This window comes from Streptomyces sp. NBC_01237, from assembly GCF_035917275.1.
Classification (GTDB): Bacteria; Actinomycetota; Actinomycetes; order Streptomycetales; family Streptomycetaceae; genus Streptomyces.
In genome coordinates this window covers 7,486,176-7,506,506 of the sequence record NZ_CP108508.1, presented here as the reverse complement: position 1 = coordinate 7,506,506, position 20,331 = coordinate 7,486,176, and the positions used below count along the sequence as shown (strand labels likewise).

Below are 20,331 nucleotides of genomic sequence, written 5' to 3'. Positions count from 1 at the left end.
GCCGGTCATCTCAACCCGTCGTTCAGCCCACCGCGCCGGTCATCTCAGCTCGTCGAAGGCCGCTGCGAAAATACTCAGCGCCGCCGCCACGTGCGGCAATTTCAAGGGCTCCACAGCGGTGAGGGACTCCCCCTGCTGCTCCGGGGTCGCCCCGAGCAGCGGTCCGGTGCCCAGCCGCACGCGCAGCGCGCCCAGTTCGTCCCCGAACCGGTGTCCGCCGGGGGCCGGGGCACCGAGACGGGCCGTCAGGTACTCCTCCAGCTCCATGGAGTCCGTGACGCCCCGGGAGACCAGCCGGGAGCGGAGCGGGCCGAGGTCGGCGTAGAGGTGGCGGCCCGCCTGCGGGGGTCTGGCCAGCGCGCCGGAGCTGAGCACCGCGCGGTGCGCGGCGGAGGCGACCTGGGCGTGGAGCTCCGCGGCCTGCCGGATCCTGGCGGTGACGGACTCCGGCTCCCGCAGCGCGTGGGCTGCGGCCTGCGCGACGGGCCCGGCGACCAGGGCTCCCGACGCGGTGAGGACGTCGAGCGCACGGGCATGGCGCACGGCGGCCCGCTCGGTGTCCGGGAACCGGGCGATCGCCACCGGCCAGGCGGCCGGGGTCAGCGCACCGGCCAGGTCGCTCAGCACCGTGACATCGTCCGGGCACATCTCGGCGGGGCTGAGCAGGACCGTGTCGTGGGGCCGGTGCAGGGTGTCGCGCCAGGTCTCGTCACTGATGATGTGCAGCCCCTCCGCGACCGCGGCCTCGCACGCCTCGCGGACCAGTTCGGGCGGGGCCACGGTGGCGGTCGGGTCGTCCACCACGGAGATCAGCAGCAGCCGGGGCCGGCCGCCCTCGGCCCGCACCCGGCGCACGGTCTCCAGCAGGGCGTACGGATCGGGTACGCCACCGCATTCGGCCGGGGTCGGCACATGGTAGGCGGGCCGGCCGAGCAGCCGGGCCTGCGGTGTCCAGGTGGCGGGGCAGGGGCGCGGCATGAGGACATCGCCGCCGTGCGCGGCGATCAGCGCGAGGAGCAGGGGCTGGGCGCCGGGTGCGGCCGCGACGTGCTGCGGGCCGCCCCGCAGCCCGCGCCGCTCCCAGTAGGAGACGGCCGCCCCGCGCAGGGCGGTTCCGCCGCCGGGCGGTTCGGGAAGGGCACGGGAGGCCGCGGCGGCCAGCACGTCAGCCAGCTCGGGCAGTACGGGCAGGCCGGGGCCGGGGGCGGGCGGCCCGTACCTGACGGGCCCGCGGTCCTCACGCGGATGAGGCGGAGGGGGGCCGCCCCGCCCGCTTCGTCCGGCGTGCCCGTACCGCTCGCCGGTTCGCTCGCCGTCGCCGGTTCCCTCGCCCCGGCCGCGGGTTCCCTCGCGCTGCTCGCCGGTCCGCCCGCTCCGGTCGCCCTGCCCGGTGTCCTCGGTCCGGTGCATCCCGGCCCTCCTCCGCCTCCGCCGACCCGTCCCCGTCCGTCCTCGCCTCGTGCCCACGCGGCTCTCAGGGCCTTTATACGGAGGTTTGGAGCGGGGCGCCCGCCCAACTGTGCGAGTGGGGGACGGCGGCACGCGGGATGCGCGCGCTCCCGGTCAGCCCGCGAACGGCGTGCCCGGCATACCGAGCCCCGCGTCCGGCAGTACCAGCAGTGATCCGGCGAGCGGGTGCGGGGCACCGCCGCCCGTGCGGGCGGAGGTGATGTAGAGGTCACGCAGATCCCGGCCGCCGAACGCGCACGCCGTCGGGCGCCGGACGGGCAGCCCGATGATCCGGTCCAGCCTGCCGTCGGGGGCGTAACGGCGCAGTGCCGAGCCGTTCCAGAGCGCGACCCAGACGCAGCCCTCGGCATCGACCGTCAGTCCGTCGGGGGCGCCCGCACCGGGTTCGATCGTCGCGAACGGCCGGCGGTCGCGCACCCGCTCGCCGTCCACGTCGAAGACGTCGATACGGAGCGTGGGGGTGTCGATGTAGTACATGAGCCGGCCGTCCGGACTCCACCCGGTGCCGTTGCTGCACGCCACCGCGCCCACCATGTCCGTCACCGTGCCGTCGGGCGCGACGCGGCAGAGGCCGCCGCCGGTCTCGGCCTCGTCGTCGCGCATGGTGCCCGCCCACAGCGCCCCGTCCGGCGCCACGGCGGCATCGTTGCCCCGCCGGCCCGCGACCGGGTCGTGGAACAGCCACGAGAAGGCGCCGTCCGCGTCGTAGCGGCCGATGCCCTCGCGCAGGTTGACGACCAGTCCACCGCCGGCCCGCGGCTTCGCCGCTCCGACGTGCTGCCCGGTGGCCATGACGGTGCGGCGGCCGGATTCCGGATCGTAGGTGTGGACGCGGGAGGAGAGGATGTCGACCCAGATCAGGCGCCCGGTGGCCGGGTCCCAGGTGGGCCCCTCGCCGAGCTGCGCCTGTTCGCGCACGGCCACTTCCGGTACGACGTTCATGACTGCTCCAGGTGGTGTCCGGGCCGCACCGTGAACGCCTCCTGTACACGCGTTCGATGCCCCGGTCATCGTACGGATGCCTGACCGGGCCCCCTCTCCCCGGCCCCCCGTTCCCGGCTGTGTGGCAATCGTCTCGGCGCGCCTTCGGCTTCATCGGGGCCGGGCCGGGTATTCGCTGACCCATGTCTACCGCGAGCACCAGACCCTCCATCCCCTTCCCCACCTCCTCTTCCGCCTCCCCCCTCGCCTCCTCCCGGCTGCGCGGCCTGCTGCACAACCGGGACCTCGCCCTGTTCCGCGGTGTCGCCGGCCGGCGCTGGCCGGGCGCCGATCAGGTACTGCCGCGGTTGAGCCGCAGCGCCGATCACGGGCTGCTCTGGTTCGGCGCCGCGGCCGGTATGGCGGCACTGGGCAGCAGCGCGCGGGCACGCCGGGCGGCGTTGCGCGGGGTCGCGTCGCTGGCCGTCGCCTCGGCCGCGATCAACACCGTCGGCAAGCGGGCCGTGCGCCGGGAGCGGCCGATACTGGACCTGGTTCCGGTGGTGCGGCAGCTCAAGCGGCAGCCGTTCACCACGTCCTTCCCCTCCGGGCACGCGGCGTCCGCCGCCGCCTTCGCCACCGGCGTCGCCCTGGAATCGAAGGGCTGGGGCGCGGTCGTCGCCCCGGTCGCGGTGGCGGTGGCCGCCTCCCGGGTCTACACGGGGGTGCACTATCCGGGCGATGTGCTGGCCGGTGCGGCGCTCGGCATAGGGGCGGCGTTCGCGTTGCGCGGGGTCGTACCGACGCGGGGCCAGCTGCCCGCACCGGGCCGTCCTCCGGCGACGGCTCCCGCACTGCCCGCCGGAAAGGACCTGGTCGTCGTGGTGAACCAGGAGTCCGGCACGGCCACCGCGACCGCCTCGCTGGTGCGCGAGGCGCTGCCGCTGGCCGAGGTCGTGGAGTGCGCGCCCGACGAGCTGTCCGGGGCGCTGGCCGACGCGGCGGACCGGGGCCGGGCACTGGGGATCTGCGGGGGTGACGGCACGGTGAATCTGGCGGCGTCCGTCGCGGCGACCCACGGGATGCCGCTCGCCGTCTTTCCCGGGGGAACCCTCAATCACTTCGCGTACGACCTGGGCATCGAGACGGTGCACGACACGGCGGCCGCCCTCACCTCGGGGGACGCGGTCCGGGTGGACCTGGGCAGGTTCCGGCCCGGCCCCGAGGGGCCCGGCGGGGCGGACGGCTACTTCCTCAACGCGTTCAGCCTGGGGGTCTACCCGGAGCTCGTACGGACCCGGGAACACTGGGCGCCCCGTATCGGCGGCTGGCCCGCCGGGGTCCTGGCGGCCTTCGAAGTACTGCGTGGCCGACGACCGCTGGAGGCCGAACTCCAGGGCAAACGGCGGCCGTTGTGGCTCCTGTTCGTGGGCAACGGTCTCTTCCAGCGGGTGGGGCCCGCCCCCGGGCGGCGGCACAACCTGGCGGACGGCCTGCTGGACATCAGGGCGGTCCACGGCGGCCGCACTCCGGGCCTGCGACTGCTGGCGGCGGCGGTGGCCGGTCCACTGACCCGCTCCCCCGTCCATGCGGCGGTACGTCGGCGCCGGGTCCGGATCGCCGGCCTGACGCCCGGGACCCCCTACGCGTACGACGGCGAAGTGGCCCGTTCCGGAACGGAGCTGACGATCGACAAGCTGACGGAAGCACTCACCGTCTACTGCCCCATGCCCGTGTGACAGAACCGGCGTGACCACATCGCAAGACGCATATCTCAATATGCGACATCGCGGCGTACCGTGGCCGTACCGCTTGCGAGAGAACACGTCGAGAGAGGACCAACGGCCATGCCGAAGGAGGCCGCCGTCTACACCCACGGCCACCACGAGTCGGTGCTGCGCTCGCACCGTTGGCGGACCGCCGCCAACTCGGCGGCCTATCTGATCGGCGAGCTCCGCCCCGGCCTGGCGGTGCTGGACGTCGGCTGCGGCCCCGGGACCATCACGGCCGACCTGGCCGCACTGGTCGCGCCCGGCCCGGTGACCGCGGTCGACACCGGCCGCGACATCCTCGACCAGGCCGCCTCGGTCGCCGCCGAACGCGGTCTGGACAACATCACGTTCGCCACCGCCGACGTCCACGCGCTGGACTTCCCGGACGACTCCTTCGATGTCGTCCACGCCCATCAGGTGCTCCAGCACGTGGGCGATCCGGTGCAGGCGCTGCGTGAGATGCGGCGCGTCTGCCGGCCGGGCGGCCTCGTCGCCGTGCGCGACAGCGACTACGCGGCGATGACCTGGTATCCGGAAGTGCCGGGCCTGGACGAGTGGCAGGAGCTGTACGGCCGGGTGGCCCGCGCCAACGGGGGCGAGCCCGACGCCGGCCGGCGGCTGGTCTCCTGGGCCCGGCGGGCCGGCTTCACCGACCTCACCCCGACGGCTGCCGCCTGGTGCTTCGCCACCCCGGAGTCCCGCGACTGGTGGAGCGCGCTGTGGGCCGACCGTACGACCGGATCGGTGTACGCGAAGCTGGCGGTGGAGGGCGGCCACACGGACCCGGAGCGGCTGACGGCGATCGCGGCGGCCTGGCGCGCCTGGGGCGCCGAGGACGACGGCTGGTTCATGGTCCCGCACGGTGAACTGCTGTGCCGCGCCTGACATCCGGCGGCGGCCCCGCCGCCTGAGGAACACGGCGTTCCCACCGCGCCGGGTGGCGGCGGGAACGCCCGGTCGCCCGGCCATCCGGTCGCCCGGAAGCGATCACATGCCCAGGGGTCGCCAACTACCCTCGTACGCATGGAAATCATCGGAACCACGCTGCGCATCTGCGTCGACGACCTGGAGGCCTCGGTGGCCTTCTACGAGAGCCTCACGAGCACTCCGGCGCTGCGCTTCGAGCGCGGCGGGGTCTCGGTCGCCGCGATCGGCTGCTTTCTGCTGATGAGCGGTCCCGAGTCGGAGCTGGAGGTGCTGCGCAAGGTGAGTGCGACGATCGCGGTCAAGGACGTCGACGCGGCCCATGCGGCGCTGACCCGGGTCGGCGCCCACATCGTGGCGGGCCCGGTGCCGACCCCGGCCGGCCGCAATCTCATCGCGCTGCACCCGGACGGCTCGGTCTTCGAGTACGCCGACCGCAACGCACCCGCCTGACCCGGCCGCCCGGGGCGCGTCCTCAGCGCTTCGGGCGCATCCGGTAGTTGTATGCGTCCGGCAACGGCTCCTCGCTGACCGCGGCCCAGAGGTCGCCCAGGATCTCGGCGCCCTCGCGCAGGTCGGCGACCTCGAACCCGGTGTCGAAGAGCGCCCTCGCCGCCGCGGTCTCCCCCTCGGCGACCAGGACGCGGGCATCGAGCAGCCGGAACCGGCCGCGCTCACGGACGTCCGGGTCCAGGGCCGCCAGGACGGTGCGCGCCGCCGCCTGCCGCCCGGCGGCGAGCTGGGCCTCGATCGTCTCGCGGGCGAGGGCCGCGGTCGCGGCGGACCAGCACTCCTCGTCCGCGCGCTCTCCGCAGAGGTCCTCGAACGCCTCGGTGTAGAGATCGGCGGCGCGGGAGACCTGACCGCTGTCCTGGGCGGCGACGGCCAGACAGCGCAGCAGCGGCCAGCGCGACACGGCGAGGGCGAGGCCGCGCTCCCAGCTGCGGACGGCCTGGGCGCGGTCGTCGGCGTGCCACTGGGCGATCCCGAGGTGGTATTCGGTGAGCGGATCGGCGGGCGCGGTCTCCAGCATGTCGCGCCAGTGCGACGAGACCAGCGTGGGTCCGGGCGGGCCCGCCCGGCGCGGCCGGGGCACGGCGCCCTGATGCAGCAACTCCAGCCAGGGACGCTGCTGTTCACCGAGCGTGGACTCGGCGAAGGGAGTGCCCGGCAGCGTGAGACCGGCCCGCTTCACCTCCAGGGCGCCCCAGCCGGAGCCGGTGGCCAGCACCTCCACCGGCTCGGCGTCGGCGAACGGCAGCCAGGCCGCGTACGCCTCCTCGACATCGGTGCGCGACAGGGCCGCGGCGAGCCGCTGTTCGGTCTCGGCGCGGGCGGCGGACCAGTCCGCGCCGTGCACGGTGGCGGGGTCCGCGGAGAGCGGACCGTACGACTCCAGCCAGCTGAACTCGGCACCCGGTTCGAGGGGGACGTGTTCCAGCTGCGTGCGGGCGAGCCCGGCCTGGATCTCGGCGTAGCCCCCGGTGCCCGGCTCGGTCAGCCACTGCTGCCAGCGGCGTCCGCCCGTGCCGCTGCCCCAGAGGAAGAGCTTGCGGCCGCGCAGCAGGTCGGTGGAGGTCTGGACGAGCCCGTGGCCGTCCTCGTCCAGGGCGGCGATCCAGCGGCGGGCGCCGTCGGGTACCTCGTAGAAGTAGTCGGCCGGGTAGGTGCTGCGCAGCGGGTACGTCACGTCGGTGCCGCCGGTCTCCGGGACGGCGACCCGGTCGAGGGTCCGCTCGTACCCGAAGTGCCAGGCTTCCTCGGCGGGGGCCAGGACCCGGGTGCCCTCGCTCTCGGGGACGGCGATGTTGGACCACCAGTAGACGGGCGCGGGATGCTCGTGCGGATTGCGTATCCGTACGCCGACGTGCAGGAAGTCGGAGTCGTCGGGCAGCCACAGATCCACCTGGAAGGGCAGGTCGCGCAGCCGCTCCCACTCCCAGAGCCGGACCATCCGGCCGCCGTCCGGGGCGGGGACCAGGGCGGCGTGGACGGGTGCGCAGGAGAGGGTGGAGTGGCCGGTGGCGCCGATGTTCCATTCGATGCCGCCGGAGAACCAGGCGCCGTTGAGTGCGAAGTCGGCGGGCTGGAGGACGGGGTTGCGGTAGGCGAGTTCACGGCCGGTCGGCTTGTGGTGCAGGGAGTGGACGCGGCCTCCGAGACCGGGCAGCACGGTGACGCGCAGCCGGTCGTTCTCGATGACGATCGCGTCCAGCTCGGTGGGGGTGCGCTCACGTCCGTATCCGTCCAGGACACGTACCGGCAGGACCGTGCGCAGCGGCTCGTGGCCGAGCTGCCGCGCCATCTCCCGGGGCAGATCGGCCCGCTCGCGCTCGTCCACGGCATGCGGCTCGTCGAGCGTCCGCAGGGCGGGCAGCGGGTTCTCCGGTCCCCGTGGTGCTGCGGGCAGAGTCAGTACGGCACGTCGTACGGTCGTGGCCAAGGCAACCTCGCTCCCTCGCACGGGCCGCCACAGGTCCGGGCGCCCCCCGATGACCATGGAACACGTTGGATGCCGCCCCGACCAGGGGCGAAGCCGTCCGACTTCGTCGAAGGGCCGCCGATCGCCCCTCCGCCCGTCGTGCGGCCGCCCCCTCCGCCCGTCGTCCACCCGCCCCTCCGCCCGTCGTCCGCCCGCCCCTCCGGCCGTCTTCCACCCGCCCCTCCGCCGGCCGTCCTCGGCCCTTCGCTCTCCGTCCTCGGCTTTCCGCCGAATATTCCCGGTGCCCCGCGGTCCGGCAGCCGTAGCCTTGCCCCTCGGCTGTTTCGAGCGGAGGGCGGCACCACGATGGGCACGCAGCACACGTACCGGGTGATCGTGCGGGGTACCTGGGAGAGGCTGACGGACGGGGACCGGGCGCGGCTGCTGTCGGAGGTGGAGGAGCACGGTCTGACGGCGATGCGGTTCACCGAGGAGGGCACGCTGGCCTACGACGCCGTGCTCAAGCACTTCAGCTTCCGCTATGTGGTGGTGTCCGACGCGGCGGACGGCGAGGAGATGGCGGCGGCCATCGCCGAGGACCGGGCGCAGAGCGCGCTGAAGGAGCGGGGGTACGCGCACGGCGAGCTGCGCTCCACGGTGACGGACATGGACACGATGAAGGTGAACTACAAGGGACGGCGGGCTCCGGGAGCGGCATGACACCGGGCGACGGCCGCTCCGACTCCCTCCGTGCCGCCTTCACGCCCTTCGGGAGGCGGGCTCAGCGTCGCGTCGCCCGCGCGGAGGTGGCACGGTTCGGCGGGTCGTGGGGGATGTGGCCGCGGATGAGGAACTCCTGGAGCTCGCGGTGGCGGAACTGGTAGGCGATCCCGGCGGTGCGCGTCAGACCCGCGTCGCAGCACCAGTCGAGAAATCGGCCGAGGCGCCAGGGCAGTGGCTGGCCGGACCACCAGCGGCGGGTGCAGAGCAGGAACGCCAGGTAGCGGACGCCCGCGGCGCCGAGGGCCGGGCCGGCGCCGGTCCCGAACAGGGGGCCGAACACCCGCCAGGGCCTGACCAGCGAGTCGAGCGCGCCCCGGTATCCGCATCTGAACAGGCGGTTGTAGAGGAGCGCCAGCGCCCGCCCGCCGCCGAGGCCGAACAGAAGCATGTAGATGATCACTGCCCCGAGCGCGATCACGGGGCCCCCGGCGAACCAGTAGTACGGCACGAACCCCAGGCCGACCACGAGGCCGGTCGCGAACCCGCTCACGAGGTCGTCCCGGACCGTGCCGCGCGGCGACGCGTTTCCGTGTGACCTGCCGAAATCGGGTGCGTCCGAGAGCACGCCCGCCAGCCCGAAACCGACCATCGCTCCACCGGCGAGCCCCACCACCAGGCCGTACACGAGCCCGGCCACCGGCCCGAGGACATTCCCCATGTCGGCCACGACGATGAGCCCTCCCCAGAAGAGCCCTCCCACCAGCCCGTTCACCAGCTGACCTCGTGCCGCCGGTCCTCCGGCGTTCACTCGTTCCAGCCGGGACGGTACGGGCCACGGGGGGATTGCGATGAGAAGACTGCCCACCACCATCAGCGTCACGTTCGCCGCGTACACGTACCAGGAGTCGAGCAGGGCGGCAGGCAGGTCGATGGTGGCCCACACCGCGATGGTCGACAGGACCTGGACGGTGCGGGCGCGGCGGTGGCCGGTGAGCGGCCACAGTTCATGGAGTACGAGATCGGTTCCGGACAGGCGCCGTCCCGCCACGTCGCGGGGGCTGATGGTGTTGGTGTGCAGGTAGCGGGCGAGGACCGTCAGCCAGGTGCGTATCTGCGGCTGGGTGTAGGGCGCTGTGGTGCCGCCTGTCGAGGAAGCGGCGAGGATGAACAGATTCAGCAGGTGGTCCCGGATCTGTTCGGGGGTTCGCGGGGTGAGCGCGAGGAGATCCACGGGATCGCGGACCCAGCCACCGCCGGGGTGACGTTCGTCGTGGACGGCGAGGGCTATGGTCAGCCGCCAGGGTGTGGACAGGCTCTGGGCCAAGGGACTTTCCGGGGCTGCGCGGAGTGCGTCCAGGACGGGTTCCCAGCGGGCCGGTCTGCGGGCGCGGGCGGCGACGAACGCCTCGGTCGCGGCCTGGTCGACGGGGGCGATGTCGATCCGGGAGGCGTCCTCCGCCCACAGTTCCGCACCTTCGAGAGCGGCGTAGGCGCCGCTGCGGCAGGTGAGGACGAGTTGGCCCTTGGTGGTGCCGTGGAGGTAGCTGTTCATGGCCTCCAGAGCGGCAGCGGCACGGGAGTGGTCCCCAAAGACCTCTCCGGCGTCCATTTCGTCGAGGCCGTCGAGCACGGGGAGCATCAGCCGGGCGGTGACGAGGGCGGCTGCCGCGGCGGGGCGTAGCTGGTACGTGCGGGTGAGCTGGTCGGCGAGCCAGTCGTCGAGCTTGTACCGCTCGGGGTCGTAGGTGGACAACGACAGGCGTACGGGAACGGGGGCGCCCGGCGCCCGGTCGGCGAGGAGGAGCAGCATGAGGTGGAGAGCGAGGACGGTCTTGCCGGCTCCGGGTGCGCCGGTGATGACGAGGCGGCCGAGCCGGAGATCGCGGTAGTGGGTGGCGATGTCCTCCAACGTGCCCCGGGGCGCCGCCGCGTCCGTGGCGTGGTGGGCCGGGGAGGGGAGGAAGGCGAACTCGACGTTGATGGTGCGGTCGCTGCCGCCGAGGAGTCTCCGGCGGGCTTCCTCCTCACGTTTCCTGATGTGGTCGGCGAGGCGGTCGGCCAGTCCGGCGGTGTCGGTGTCCTGCGAGGTCGGGGAGAGCGTCGCCTGGTACAGGCCGGCTATCGCCAGCATCAGGCTGACCAGCCCCAACGCCAGCCCGCCCGGGTCCACATCCCCGGTTCCCGCCCGAATGGCGATGGTGACCGCCACTCCCACGGTCACCACACTGAGCGCCACCCATCCCCACAGTGTGCGACGTGCCGTCCTCATGTGCCTGTCCTCACCATCGGCTCCGTCGTCCAGGAAGCCGGACACCGCGACGGTGTTCACCGGGTCCGTCGATACCGGTGCCCCGGCCCCCTCGGGGCACCCGGCCCGGAGCGCCACTCATCGACCCGGCGTCGGGCTGCCCGCCTCGGCGGACCGCACGAGGTGAGCTTCCCGGCGGGCCACCGCAGCACCCGCCCGGCACCTGGATCGGCCCCCGGGGTTTCTCGCGTCCTCGTCCGCGGATGTCAGGGTGCGCCCCGGTCACCTGGCGCGGCGTGAACGGAAGCGGAAAGCGGCGGCCACGGCAAGGGCCCCCAGGACAACGGTTCCCGCGACCACCGGGATCAGACTCATGACGCCCTGGCTGCCAGTCGTAGCCAGGCCGCCGGAGGGGCCGGCCGGGCCTTCGGTGGCCGCACCCGCCCTCGCGCCTTCGCTCGGGTTCTGTGACCCGGTGGTGCCCGAGGTGGCCGCTGCCGGCACCTTGGACGGGGTCGGGGCGGTCGTCGGTCTCGTCCTGGTGATGCCGATCGATGCCACGACGTTGTTCTGCCCGCTGTCCAGCTTGCACGGCACGTCGAGTCGGACCGTCATGCCACCACTCGCGGAGACGTGCGCGACGAGGTCACCGACGGTGATTCTCGCCCTGCCCGGCCGGCTGAAGGTGAGACTCGGCGCGACGCCGGTCGCCTCGACCGAGAACGGTCCGGACTTCGGGACATCGGTTCTGGCCACCTGGAAGGGCACCTTGAGGTTGGTGTCACCCCCCGGCGCTTTCACCAGGACCTTCGCGTCCACCGTGCCCTTGATGACCTGGATACCGGCGCTGCGCAGCCCGTTCGCGTCAGCCCCGCTCACCGGCACCGTCGCACGGATGACGAACTTCGAGGTGGGCCTGCCGACCACCGCCGATGTCGGGACATCCGCGTCGATCTCCACCGTGCCTGCCCGGTCGGGGAGCATCTGGACCGCGCACACGTACCGCAGTTCGAGCGATACCGGGTCCGCGGCCGCGGACCCGGCTCCGAACACCCCCACGCTCGCGCCCGCGACCCCTGCGGCCAGCGTCAGTCCCACGGCTCTGCGGGTCGCCGGACCGCTCGGGACGGCACGGGATGTCCGGTGCCGCCCACGCAGGTTCTGGATCATCCTGTCACTCGCCATCTTGATCCTCAGTCAGGTACCTGGGCCTCTGGACGAGACCCATGGGTTCCTCCCCCGGGTGGGACGGTCGCGGAACCGGCCCACATCGGTCGGGCGGGGACCCGCCCTGCCCTGGTGCACAGCGGATCCTGTGACCGACCGTAGGGCTGGATCTCGCAACGGGAATTGCGCCTGCGCGTAAGAAAGTTGTCACAGTGCGCAACGCTCGATGCGATCAGCGTGAGAACCGGCCGCGGAATGGGCACACTGAAAGAAGGCTGCGGTGAAGGGTGTCTCGGATGGCCTCGGAAACCTACGTCGTGCATGCGTCGACGACCCGGGACGTGGCCTTGCGTGAGCGCACCGACTTCTGGAGCGAGCACGTGACGTCGTGTCAAAGCCGGATGGGCTACGGCTACCCGCGCACCGACGACTTTCACGCGGGGACGATCCGCCAGTTCACGGACACTCATCAGCTCGTCATGTTCTGGTCGGACACGATCACGTACACCCGGACCGCGGGCCAGACACGGCACGCCCCTGACGAGGACTACCGCTTGCTGCTGCCGGTCACCGGGGAAATGGTGATGCGCCAGGGCGACCAGGAGCTGCGGCTGGTGCCGGGGGCCGGGTGCCTGGTCACGTTCGCCACACCGTTCGAGCTCCGGCAGGACGTCTCCGCGCGGGCGCTCATCATGTCGATCGCCGCTCAAGAGGTGAACGGACGGTTGAACCGGTCCTCGCCGCTCACCGCGGCCATCGATCTGGCCTCCGGCCTGGGCCGGGTGGTGGGTGACATGCTGACCGGTCTGCACGAGGAGCGCGACACCCTCACCACGGGCCAGTTCGACGCGGTGTCGGACCGGCTGGTCGAGCTGCTGTGCATGCTCGCCGCAGGAGACGACCGCCCCACCGCCCCGGGCCATCTGACCGATGTGGAGACGATGGTCCGCCGGTACATCCGCGAGCATGCGGCCGACCCCGGGATGACCGGCATCACCGTGGCGCAGGCGCTGGGCTGGTCGCTGCGCCAGGTGCAGCTGGCCCTGCAGCATGCAGGGACGACCCCCCGCGAGCTGATCCGCGAGGAACGGCTGCGGTTGGTACGGGACCGGCTGCCGGCACCCGCGTACCGGCATATGACGATCACCGAGCTGGCGTACGCGTCGGGATTCTCCTCCTCCAGTGCGCTCAGCACGGCATTCCGGCAGCGCTTCGGGGTGTGCCCCCGCGAGGTACGGCACGCGGGCCCCCGGCCCGTCGGCGATACGCGCCCGAGTTGATCGGCAGCGGGCGGCCGAGCGGGGAGTCGGCGCCTTTCAGCGCTGTCGGGGCTCACCGGTCCGCGCACCGGACCGACCGGCGACGTCCCTTCCGACAGAGCCGAAAGCCACTGAACAACTCGGGAACGGCTCTCAGGAGACCCCGCATCCCGTGGTGTCCGGCTGGTTGATGGGGTAGCGCAGGAGCACGTCGTCGGCGACGAAGAGCCCCTGGCCGAGGGCCATCGCCTTCGGTTCGAGATCGGCGACCGACGTCTCGGCGAGGTCGGGGAGCGACCTGACCTGGTCGGGCGTCAGGCGCCCCTCGGCGAGCAGGTCCCCGCTGTGGCCGCTGATCTGACGGAGAGCGAACAGACGGTGCAGAGACCGCAGGATCTCTTGGGCCTCGGAGTCGGGAGTCTCCTCGGCGGCGGCCAGCAGGGCTTCGGCGGCCTGTCGGTGGGCGTGGGCGTCGACCAGCTTGAGGGCGGGAGTGACGGCCACGTTCCAGCGGTTGAGCGGATTGCCGGGCTCGGCGCCCCGCAGACGCGTTCGCGCCCGTTGTTGCCAGATGCGCTCGATGTCCGCCAGGAGCTCCTGGAGGAAGGCCGGATCGGTGAGTTCACGGTCCCCCGGCGGTGTGGAGCCGGCCTCTTCCGGAGTGAAGTGACCGAGGAGCATCTCACCGGCCGCCTTGACCCATATGACCAGGTTGTCGCCCTCCGCGGTGATGGTGCCCTCATTGGCCGCCAGCTGACCGGCGATTCCGTTGGCCAGGAGCAGTCCCTGCGCACCGCAGCGCTCACGGCACTCGGTCATGACAGCGCGCGCCTGCCACGTGATCCAGCCCTTGGCTATGGCGATGAACCGTTCACCGTCTTCGCGTTGGTCCTCCGTTCCCTCCGCCCACCGTCGCAGGGCCGTGCGGTGCAGCAGGGTCGCGGCATAGGTCGTGGCAACGGCATCGAGGAGCGGGGCGTGGTGGCTGCGATGGGCGAACAGGGGGACGGTCCTGCGCGGGGTCACGCTCGCCGTGTGCCTGGTGTGAGCATGACGCAGGGCCACGGCCAGGGCCTGGCGGGCGGTTCCCAGGCTGTAGGCGCTCATGCACAGCTTTCCGGTGGTGACGCGGCCTATGGAGCGCAGGAATCGCATGCGGGGGCTGCCGATGGAGCTGGTGAACACGCCCTCCGGTGTCAGCCGCCCGTGATCGCCCTGGAGGAGTGCGCCGTGGGGCAGGCGGACGTGGGTGAACGAGGTCACGCAGTGGTCCACGGGGCTGCTGGCGGTCTGCGGCAGCCGGTGTATCTCCACTCCCGGCAGCGGGCTCCCGGTGTCGTCGCTGAGCGGCGTGAGGAACAGGAAGACACCCCGGTCCGTGCCGTCCGTGATCAGCCGGGCCGCGACGACCGCGGTCTTGGGCCCTCCCGTCGAGCTGGTGTTCGGCATGAATTTGCGCGCACCGGGTGTCGGCGTGTGCAGCACGAATACGCCGGCCGCCGCGTCGTACACCGCTGTCGTCTCCAGCTGCGAGGCGCTGTTGCCGTGTCCGGCCTCGGTGCACAGGAACGTCCCCGTGCGAGCCATCGCGATGTATTCACGCAGGTCGCGCTCCTGCCCGGGTCCGAGGTCAAGGAGGCTGCCGAGGAACAGGTTGTAGTGGATACTCGCCACGGTCGCCATTGCGGGGTCGGCGGGTCCGGCCCACTCGTGGAACGCGCTGAGACGCTCCACGTCGGTCGCGAGCTCCTCGGGACTGTCCATCGCGTCGTTGACAGCGCGTAACCGTTCATAGGAGAGAGTGGCGCGCTCCTGCGGTGTGAGCCCCTCCCGGAAGCTGAACCGCTCGGCGCGGAAGAGATCGCGCCAAGGCTCGTGCACCTTCTCCAGCCGGTCGCCGAAAAGGGCCCGAACAAGCGCTTCACCTGCGGAAGTGCCCCGGTCATATGAGTTCTGAGTATTCACGCTTCGGCACGCTAGCCCATACGGTCAGTAACGACAGCGTGATGATCAACACGATTAAAACCCGAAAACCCCGTGGTGGCGGCCCGGCCGCCCCGTCGACGGGGCGGGAAGATGCCGGGGCGCGGACACCCGCCCGCGCCCCGGACGTCCGGCCCCGGACGACTCACGCGATCATGAAGTCCTTCGTACGGAGGGCGCGTTCGACGATCCTGACGTCCCCGATCCAGCCGTGCATCAACTGGTCCAGTTTCCCCCCGTACTCGTAGCCGCCGAGCAGCCAGGGCAGTCCGGCCGTGGCCAGCCCGACGGTGCGGGTGGCGGGGTTGCGTGCGACGACGCAGCCGTCGACGTACATCGTCGTGTGCCTGCCGTCGTTGACGAGGGCCACGTGATACCAGCGGTCACGTGTCAGCTCGTGGCTCCAGTGGGTGACGGCCCCGGGCTGGTTGAGCGGCGCGGCCGCCCACTGGAGTCCGGGACCGTCCGACAGGGACAGGGTGGCCACGGGCTCCTCCGGGTCGCCGGCGGTCTTGCCCGCCGCGCGGAGTGTGCCCTGCCGGCCGAGTACACCACCCCAGGCGTGGTGCCCGGCGTCCCAGTCGGCGGGCACGCTCAGGAATGCCTCGACGGTGTAACCGGACTTGAATGTGAGGGTGTTGATCGGTGCGTTGTCCACGGTACGCAGGTACGCGCCCCGCAGCGGTGGCTTCCCGCCGTCGAAGTAGAGGCTGCCGTGGCCCGGCTGGTCCGGGTGGTGCGCGGTCGACCAGCGCAGGGCGTCGGGCCCGCTGCCGGGGACGTCCTGGCGCACCAGGTCGTTGCGGTGGCCGGAGAGGTCGGGGACGCGCAGGGCGGCGTCGGCGGCCGAGCCGTCCCGGCGCCCGCCGTCGAAGCGCCAGTACGCGACCGTGCCGCGCACCAGCATCCGCGCGGCCGGACGGGGGCCGCGTACGGGGACGGGAGCAAAGCCCGCAAACCGCTGCGCGAAGTCGACGGGGACGGAGAACCGGTCCTGGGGGCCGGTCAGCTCGATCTCACCGCGCTCCAGATCATTGAGCTTTTCGCCCGCACGGCCCAGTACCCACGGGGAGATCGTCTCCACGTCGATGGTGTTCCTGGCCAGGTCGAAGCGGTAGAGGCGGATCATCGCGCTGCCGCCGTAGTAGCGGTTCTGGTAGTTGGTGATGTGCAGGTGCACATCATTGCCCGCGGCGTTCTTCCGGGTGGTCCGTCCGGCGGGCCAGTAGTGCCCGTTGAGGGTGAGGAAGATCTGGTCGTGGTCGGCTATCAGCTCGTCCCACAGATGTCTGCCGTGGTCGGAGAACTCCGCCTCGTCGCCGTCCGCGTCGGCGTACACGAGCTCGTGCGTGGTGAGGACGACCGGGGTGTGCGGGTGCCGGGCGATGACGTCGCGCGCCCAGGCCAGCCCGGCCGCCGACGGCCGCCAGTCGAGCGCCAGCACCAGCCATTCGCGACCGGCGGCGCGGAACAGGTGGTAGGTGTTGTAGCCGTCGGGGGTCGCCCCGCCGAACGTCGGCAGGCGCCGCATGCGCTGCGGGCCGAAGGTGTCCAGATACGGGGTGCGGCCGCGCTGGTCGTCGGTGGACGACGCGATGTCGTGGTTGCCCGCGACGACGCTGTAGCCGACCCGCCGCCGGTCGAGCAGCTCGAACGCCTCGCCGATCGCCCCGAATTCGCTCGCCCGACCGCTTTCGGTCAGGTCGCCCAGATGGGACAGGAAGACGATGTTCTCGTCGCGCCCGTTGTCGAGCACATAGCGCAGCGATGCCTCGACCGGCGCCTTGTGGATGCTGGCCCCGTCGAAGAGGTACTGGGTGTCCGGCATGACCACGACGGTGAACCGCGGGTGTTCGGGATCCGGGTGACGGACCGCGCCCGACGCGGTGGACTGCTGCGGAAGAGCGGCGGCGGGACCGGCGGCCAGCAGCCCGGAGGCGGCGGTCGCGGCACCGGTGAGCGCGGTGGCACGCAGGAAGGAACGGCGGCCGGCGGCGGGCAGGACCGGACCGTCGGGCCGGTGGGTCGGGCTACACATGGATCTCTCCGTGGCGGATCGAGCATCGGGGGGCGACTGAAAGCTAGCCACAGGAAGCGGGGAGGAACCGGGCCGTAACGGCGACAGATGGGCGAAGAGTGCATGAAGAGGAGACGTGTGCGCGGGTCGCCCCGCCCGGATGGCGGCGGGCCTGCGCCTGATGTCCGGCCGGCACGGCCGACCTGGGTGAACGAGGCCCGGGTTGCCCGGGCGGCGGTCCGACCCGCCGCCGTACGGCAGTTGGCCCGGCACGGAGGCGGGACGGAGACGGGACGGAGGCGGTCGGAGGCGGTCGGAGGCGGTCGGAGGCAGGTCGGCGACGGATCGGTGGCGGGTCGGTGCACTGTGGCCCGGGGGAAGAGGGTCGGCCCCTCACCGGGCCGTGATCGCCCACCGTTCGTGGTCGCGCCAGGCGCCGTCGACGAAGAGGAAGTCCGGGGAGAGGCCCTCCAGCCGGAACCCGGCCTGCCGGACCAGCGCGATCGAGGGCGCGTTGGCGGGCTGGATGTTGGCCTCCAGGCGGTGCAGGCCGAGCGGCCCGAAGGCGTGGGCGATGACGAGGCCCAGCGCCTCGGACATCAGGCCGCGCCCGGCCGCGTGCGCGAAGGCCCCGTAGCCCAGGGCACCGCAGCAGAATCCGCCGAGGACGATGTTGTTGATGTTGATGAATCCGGCGATGCCGCCGCCCGCGGCGCGTTCGCAGACGAGGAAACCCTCCCGGGCCGGGTCCGTGCGGAGGTGACCGGCGTACTCCCCGTAGGCGCCGGGGTCCTCCGGCGGGAAGAGCCACGGATGGTGGAGGGCGCGGCTCTCCCTCGCGCGGGCGGTGAACTCCTCGGCATCCGCGCGGGTGAAGTGCCGCAGCGCCGTCCTGGGGCCTTCGGCCAGGTACGCGGCGGGCGGGAGGGGATCGGTCGGCTCGGGCATCCGCTCAGCGTACGACGCGGCGCGCCGCCGGACCGCGTGCGCGCCGGTCCGCGTACGTACCGCCGATCCGTGTGCGTACGCCGGGGCGCGCGACGACCGGTCGCCGCCCGGTGCGTTCCGGTGTCGCAGGCCGCTACTTCGTGCGCCGGCGGAACACATAGCCGCCGCAGAGCAGCCCGGCCGCGAACACGCCCAGCAGGGCGAGCCAGAGCGGCATCGAGACCTCGGGGACGATCAGCCGGATGGTGACGTCGTCGGTGTTCACGCAGATGAAGACGAGCGCGAGCACGGCCACGACGGCGACGGCGACGCGTGCCGGGGTGAACAGCCCTGTACTGCCCTTGCCGCCGCTCGATACGTCCTTGGGGCTCATGGTCAGGCCCTTTCGCTGGCTCCTCGTGTCCGGCCCGGCGCCGTACCGCCCTACGGCAGCCGCCCCCGGGTCCCAGGATGTCTCCATCCCCGGACCGGGGGGCGGTGCAGTACGGCCGTTCGGGTGATGCGACGGGGTGGTGGGGCGGCAGCGGGGGCGGCGGTCAGCCTGCGGGGACCACCGGGAGTTCCAGTACTCCCGTGTCCTGCGGGGCGCTCACGACGGTGACCGGCTTGATGCCCCGGTTGCCGAAGTACGCCGAGTCGCTGGCCGCGATCACGAATTCGAGCCGGTGCCCCGCCTCGTACCGGTGGACGATGCCCGGAAGCTCCACGGTGAAGGGCAGGGTGACGTCGGGCACGCGGACGGGCGAGACCAGCCGGTTCACCAGCTTCTTGCTGCCGTCGGGGGCCACGTCGTACACCTTGGCGAACAGGACGAGCTTGTCCGCGGCGTCCCCGCTGTTCTGGACGCGTTCCGTCTTCGGCGAGACGACCTTCAGGGTGGCCCTCGGGGCGCCGACGACATCGACGGGCGAGGCCAGCGGCTCGCTGGTCCAGCCGAGGTAGGTGCCCTTGGTGTCGTACGGCTTCGGGTCGGGCAGGCCGATGACACCGGCGAGCGAGCTCTCGGAGTGGCTGGTCGGCACGAGCCAGTTGGTGTACTGGCGGCTGCCGCGGATCACCTTGGAGCGGTTGTCGACCAGCTTGCCGTCGCCGGAGAGATACATCTTCCGCGACAGGGACGGCACGGCGGCCGCGGTGCCGTATCCGCTCCGCCAGTCGCGGTAGTACGCGAACGCGGGGCCGGTGTCGGTGTCCGTCTTCTTCTGGAGGTAGCGGTCGAACCAGGCGAGGACGCGCTGTCCGACGTAGCTCGTCTCCAGATTGCCCTGCCCCAGGTCGAGTTCCCCGTCCGTCTGGCCGCCGCTGTGGCCCCATGCCTGCCAGATCATCTTCGCCGTGGCGCCCCGGGCCTTGAGGGTCTTGTACGTGGCGGTGGCCTCGTTCAGGTTGAACAGGCTGTCGGCCTGGCCCTGGATGAGCAAGGTGGGGGCCTTGACCTGTCCGAGGTAGGAGACGGGTGAGACGCTGCGCGCGTACGCGAGCATCGCGGCGGCCTCGTCGGCGGGGTAGCGGCCGGAGTTGAGCAGCCGGATGGTCTCGCAGGCGCGGGCGGCGAAGTGCAGGCAGTCCAGGCTGCCGAACCGGGACGGGTCGAGGCTCGGGTTCAGGATGGTCTGCCCCTCCCCGATCAGGTAGAACCCGTTGGTCCACTGCCACTTGAAGACGCCGGGGGTGTCGGAGGAGACCCCGGCGCGCGCACCAGTGTTGTTGGGTGCGAGGGCGTATCCGAGGTCGTTCCAGGTGATCAGCGGGACGAGGGCGTCGACCCGGCGGTCGACGGCGGCGGTGGCCATCTGTACGGCGCCGCCGTACGAGCCGCCGATCATGCCGACGCGCGGGTCGCCCTCGCCGTCCTTGGTGACGAAGTCCGCCTCGGTGCCGTCGTCGGCGGCACGGGTCCCGGCGAGGAAGTCGAGGAGTCCGCTCGCCGCCGCACCGTCGACGGCGGGGTCGTCGAGCGTGATGAGACAGCCGGACTTGCCGAAGCCGAGGCCCGAGTAGACGAGGCCCACGTAGCCGCGGGTGGCGAAGGCCTTGCCGATGGTGCCCGTCGAGCCGTCGGACTTGCTGCCGCCGAAGCCGTTGGTGGCGAGGACCGCGGGGGCCGGGTGGGCGGCGTCGACCCCGGCGGGGCGGTAGAGGTCGGCATCGACGGTGCAGGAGCGGCCACCGGCCTGGACGGTGAACTTCAGCGGGGTGACGGTGTATTGGGCGGCATCGGCCTGTGCCGGCCCGGCGAACGCGAGAGGGGCGACGAGGGCCGCCCCCGCGACGGCGATGAGTGGCTTGCGGAACCGGGAGACAGCACCTGACACGTAGACCTCCACACCGAGGACACCTTACCGACCGGTAAGTATTGGGCCGGGCCCATGGTGTGGCAGGCGTCATCACCGCGTCAACGCCCAGGACGGCGTTCCTTGAAAGATGTTCACGCTCTGCACACACGCCGGGGCCGGGTCCGCGGCGGCCCGCGTCCC

Annotated in this window: 15 protein-coding genes; 5 read left to right on the top strand and 10 right to left on the bottom strand. The window is 72.3% G+C overall.

The genetic code is table 11. From position 1 onward, the window contains the following. Window positions 1–39: 39 nt before the first annotated feature. Window positions 40–1,410, bottom strand: a complete 1,371-nt coding sequence (locus OG251_RS33300; RefSeq protein WP_326680574.1) for an aminotransferase class I/II-fold pyridoxal phosphate-dependent enzyme — start codon at window positions 1,408–1,410, stop codon at window positions 40–42. 153 nt (window positions 1,411–1,563) lie between these two features. Then, complete coding sequence (locus tag OG251_RS33295) at window positions 1,564–2,412, bottom strand: SMP-30/gluconolactonase/LRE family protein (protein ID WP_326680573.1); 849 nt, start codon at window positions 2,410–2,412, stop codon at window positions 1,564–1,566. Between the two features lie 182 nt (window positions 2,413–2,594). Between OG251_RS33295 and OG251_RS33290 the strand changes: the two genes are divergently transcribed. The 3 genes from OG251_RS33290 (at window position 2,595) to OG251_RS33280 (ending at window position 5,540) form a co-directional block, all read left to right on the top strand. After that, entirely contained in the window at window positions 2,595–4,130 is a 1,536-nt protein-coding gene (locus OG251_RS33290) for a bifunctional phosphatase PAP2/diacylglycerol kinase family protein (protein ID WP_326680572.1), read from the top strand. A gap of 108 nt (window positions 4,131–4,238) precedes the next feature. Continuing rightward, window positions 4,239–5,048, top strand: coding sequence for a class I SAM-dependent methyltransferase (locus tag OG251_RS33285; protein WP_326680571.1), 810 nt, complete (start codon window positions 4,239–4,241; stop codon window positions 5,046–5,048). 138 nt (window positions 5,049–5,186) lie between these two features. Continuing rightward, window positions 5,187–5,540: a VOC family protein gene (locus OG251_RS33280; RefSeq protein ID WP_073719900.1), complete on the top strand. Its 354-nt coding sequence runs from the start codon at window positions 5,187–5,189 to the stop codon at window positions 5,538–5,540. Between the two features lie 22 nt (window positions 5,541–5,562). On the opposite strand, the gene OG251_RS33275 is transcribed toward OG251_RS33280, so the two are convergent. Further along, window positions 5,563–7,530 (bottom strand): DUF5107 domain-containing protein, encoded by a 1,968-nt coding sequence (locus tag OG251_RS33275; protein ID WP_326680570.1) that lies wholly within the window; start codon window positions 7,528–7,530, stop codon window positions 5,563–5,565. Window positions 7,531–7,875: 345 nt separating this feature from the next. On the opposite strand from OG251_RS33275, the gene OG251_RS33270 reads away from it, so the two are divergent. Then, window positions 7,876–8,229, top strand: a complete 354-nt coding sequence (locus OG251_RS33270) for a DUF6204 family protein (protein ID WP_326680569.1) — start codon at window positions 7,876–7,878, stop codon at window positions 8,227–8,229. A gap of 61 nt (window positions 8,230–8,290) precedes the next feature. Here the strand turns inward: OG251_RS33270 and OG251_RS33265 are convergent, their stop codons facing one another. Beyond that, entirely contained in the window at window positions 8,291–10,501 is a 2,211-nt protein-coding gene (locus OG251_RS33265; protein WP_326680568.1) for an NACHT domain-containing protein, read from the bottom strand. 261 nt (window positions 10,502–10,762) lie between these two features. Continuing rightward, a complete protein-coding gene (locus OG251_RS33260; protein WP_326680567.1) occupies window positions 10,763–11,665 on the bottom strand; it encodes a DUF6801 domain-containing protein in 903 nt (300 codons plus the stop codon). A 278-nt stretch (window positions 11,666–11,943) separates the two neighbouring features. On the opposite strand from OG251_RS33260, the gene OG251_RS33255 reads away from it, so the two are divergent. Continuing rightward, window positions 11,944–12,927 carry an AraC family transcriptional regulator gene (locus tag OG251_RS33255; protein ID WP_326680566.1) on the top strand — a complete coding sequence of 328 codons (984 nt, stop codon included), beginning with the start codon at window positions 11,944–11,946 and terminating at the stop codon, window positions 12,925–12,927. Between the two features lie 132 nt (window positions 12,928–13,059). On the opposite strand, the gene OG251_RS33250 is transcribed toward OG251_RS33255, so the two are convergent. The 5 genes from OG251_RS33250 to OG251_RS33230 form a co-directional block, all read right to left on the bottom strand. Next, the gene (locus OG251_RS33250; protein WP_326680565.1) at window positions 13,060–14,787 is read right to left on the bottom strand and encodes an acyl-CoA dehydrogenase family protein; all 1,728 of its coding nucleotides are present in this window, start codon (window positions 14,785–14,787) and stop codon (window positions 13,060–13,062) included. A 247-nt stretch (window positions 14,788–15,034) separates the two neighbouring features. After that, window positions 15,035–16,927 carry a LamG-like jellyroll fold domain-containing protein gene (locus OG251_RS33245; protein WP_326680564.1) on the bottom strand — a complete coding sequence of 631 codons (1,893 nt, stop codon included), beginning with the start codon at window positions 16,925–16,927 and terminating at the stop codon, window positions 15,035–15,037. Window positions 16,928–17,299: 372 nt separating this feature from the next. After that, window positions 17,300–17,854 carry a GNAT family N-acetyltransferase gene (locus OG251_RS33240; protein WP_326680563.1) on the bottom strand — a complete coding sequence of 185 codons (555 nt, stop codon included), beginning with the start codon at window positions 17,852–17,854 and terminating at the stop codon, window positions 17,300–17,302. Between the two features lie 133 nt (window positions 17,855–17,987). Beyond that, window positions 17,988–18,227 (bottom strand): LapA family protein, encoded by a 240-nt coding sequence (locus tag OG251_RS33235; RefSeq protein WP_326680562.1) that lies wholly within the window; start codon window positions 18,225–18,227, stop codon window positions 17,988–17,990. Window positions 18,228–18,390: 163 nt separating this feature from the next. Then, a complete protein-coding gene (locus tag OG251_RS33230) occupies window positions 18,391–20,181 on the bottom strand; it encodes a CocE/NonD family hydrolase (RefSeq protein WP_326680561.1) in 1,791 nt (596 codons plus the stop codon). Window positions 20,182–20,331 lie beyond the last annotated feature (150 nt).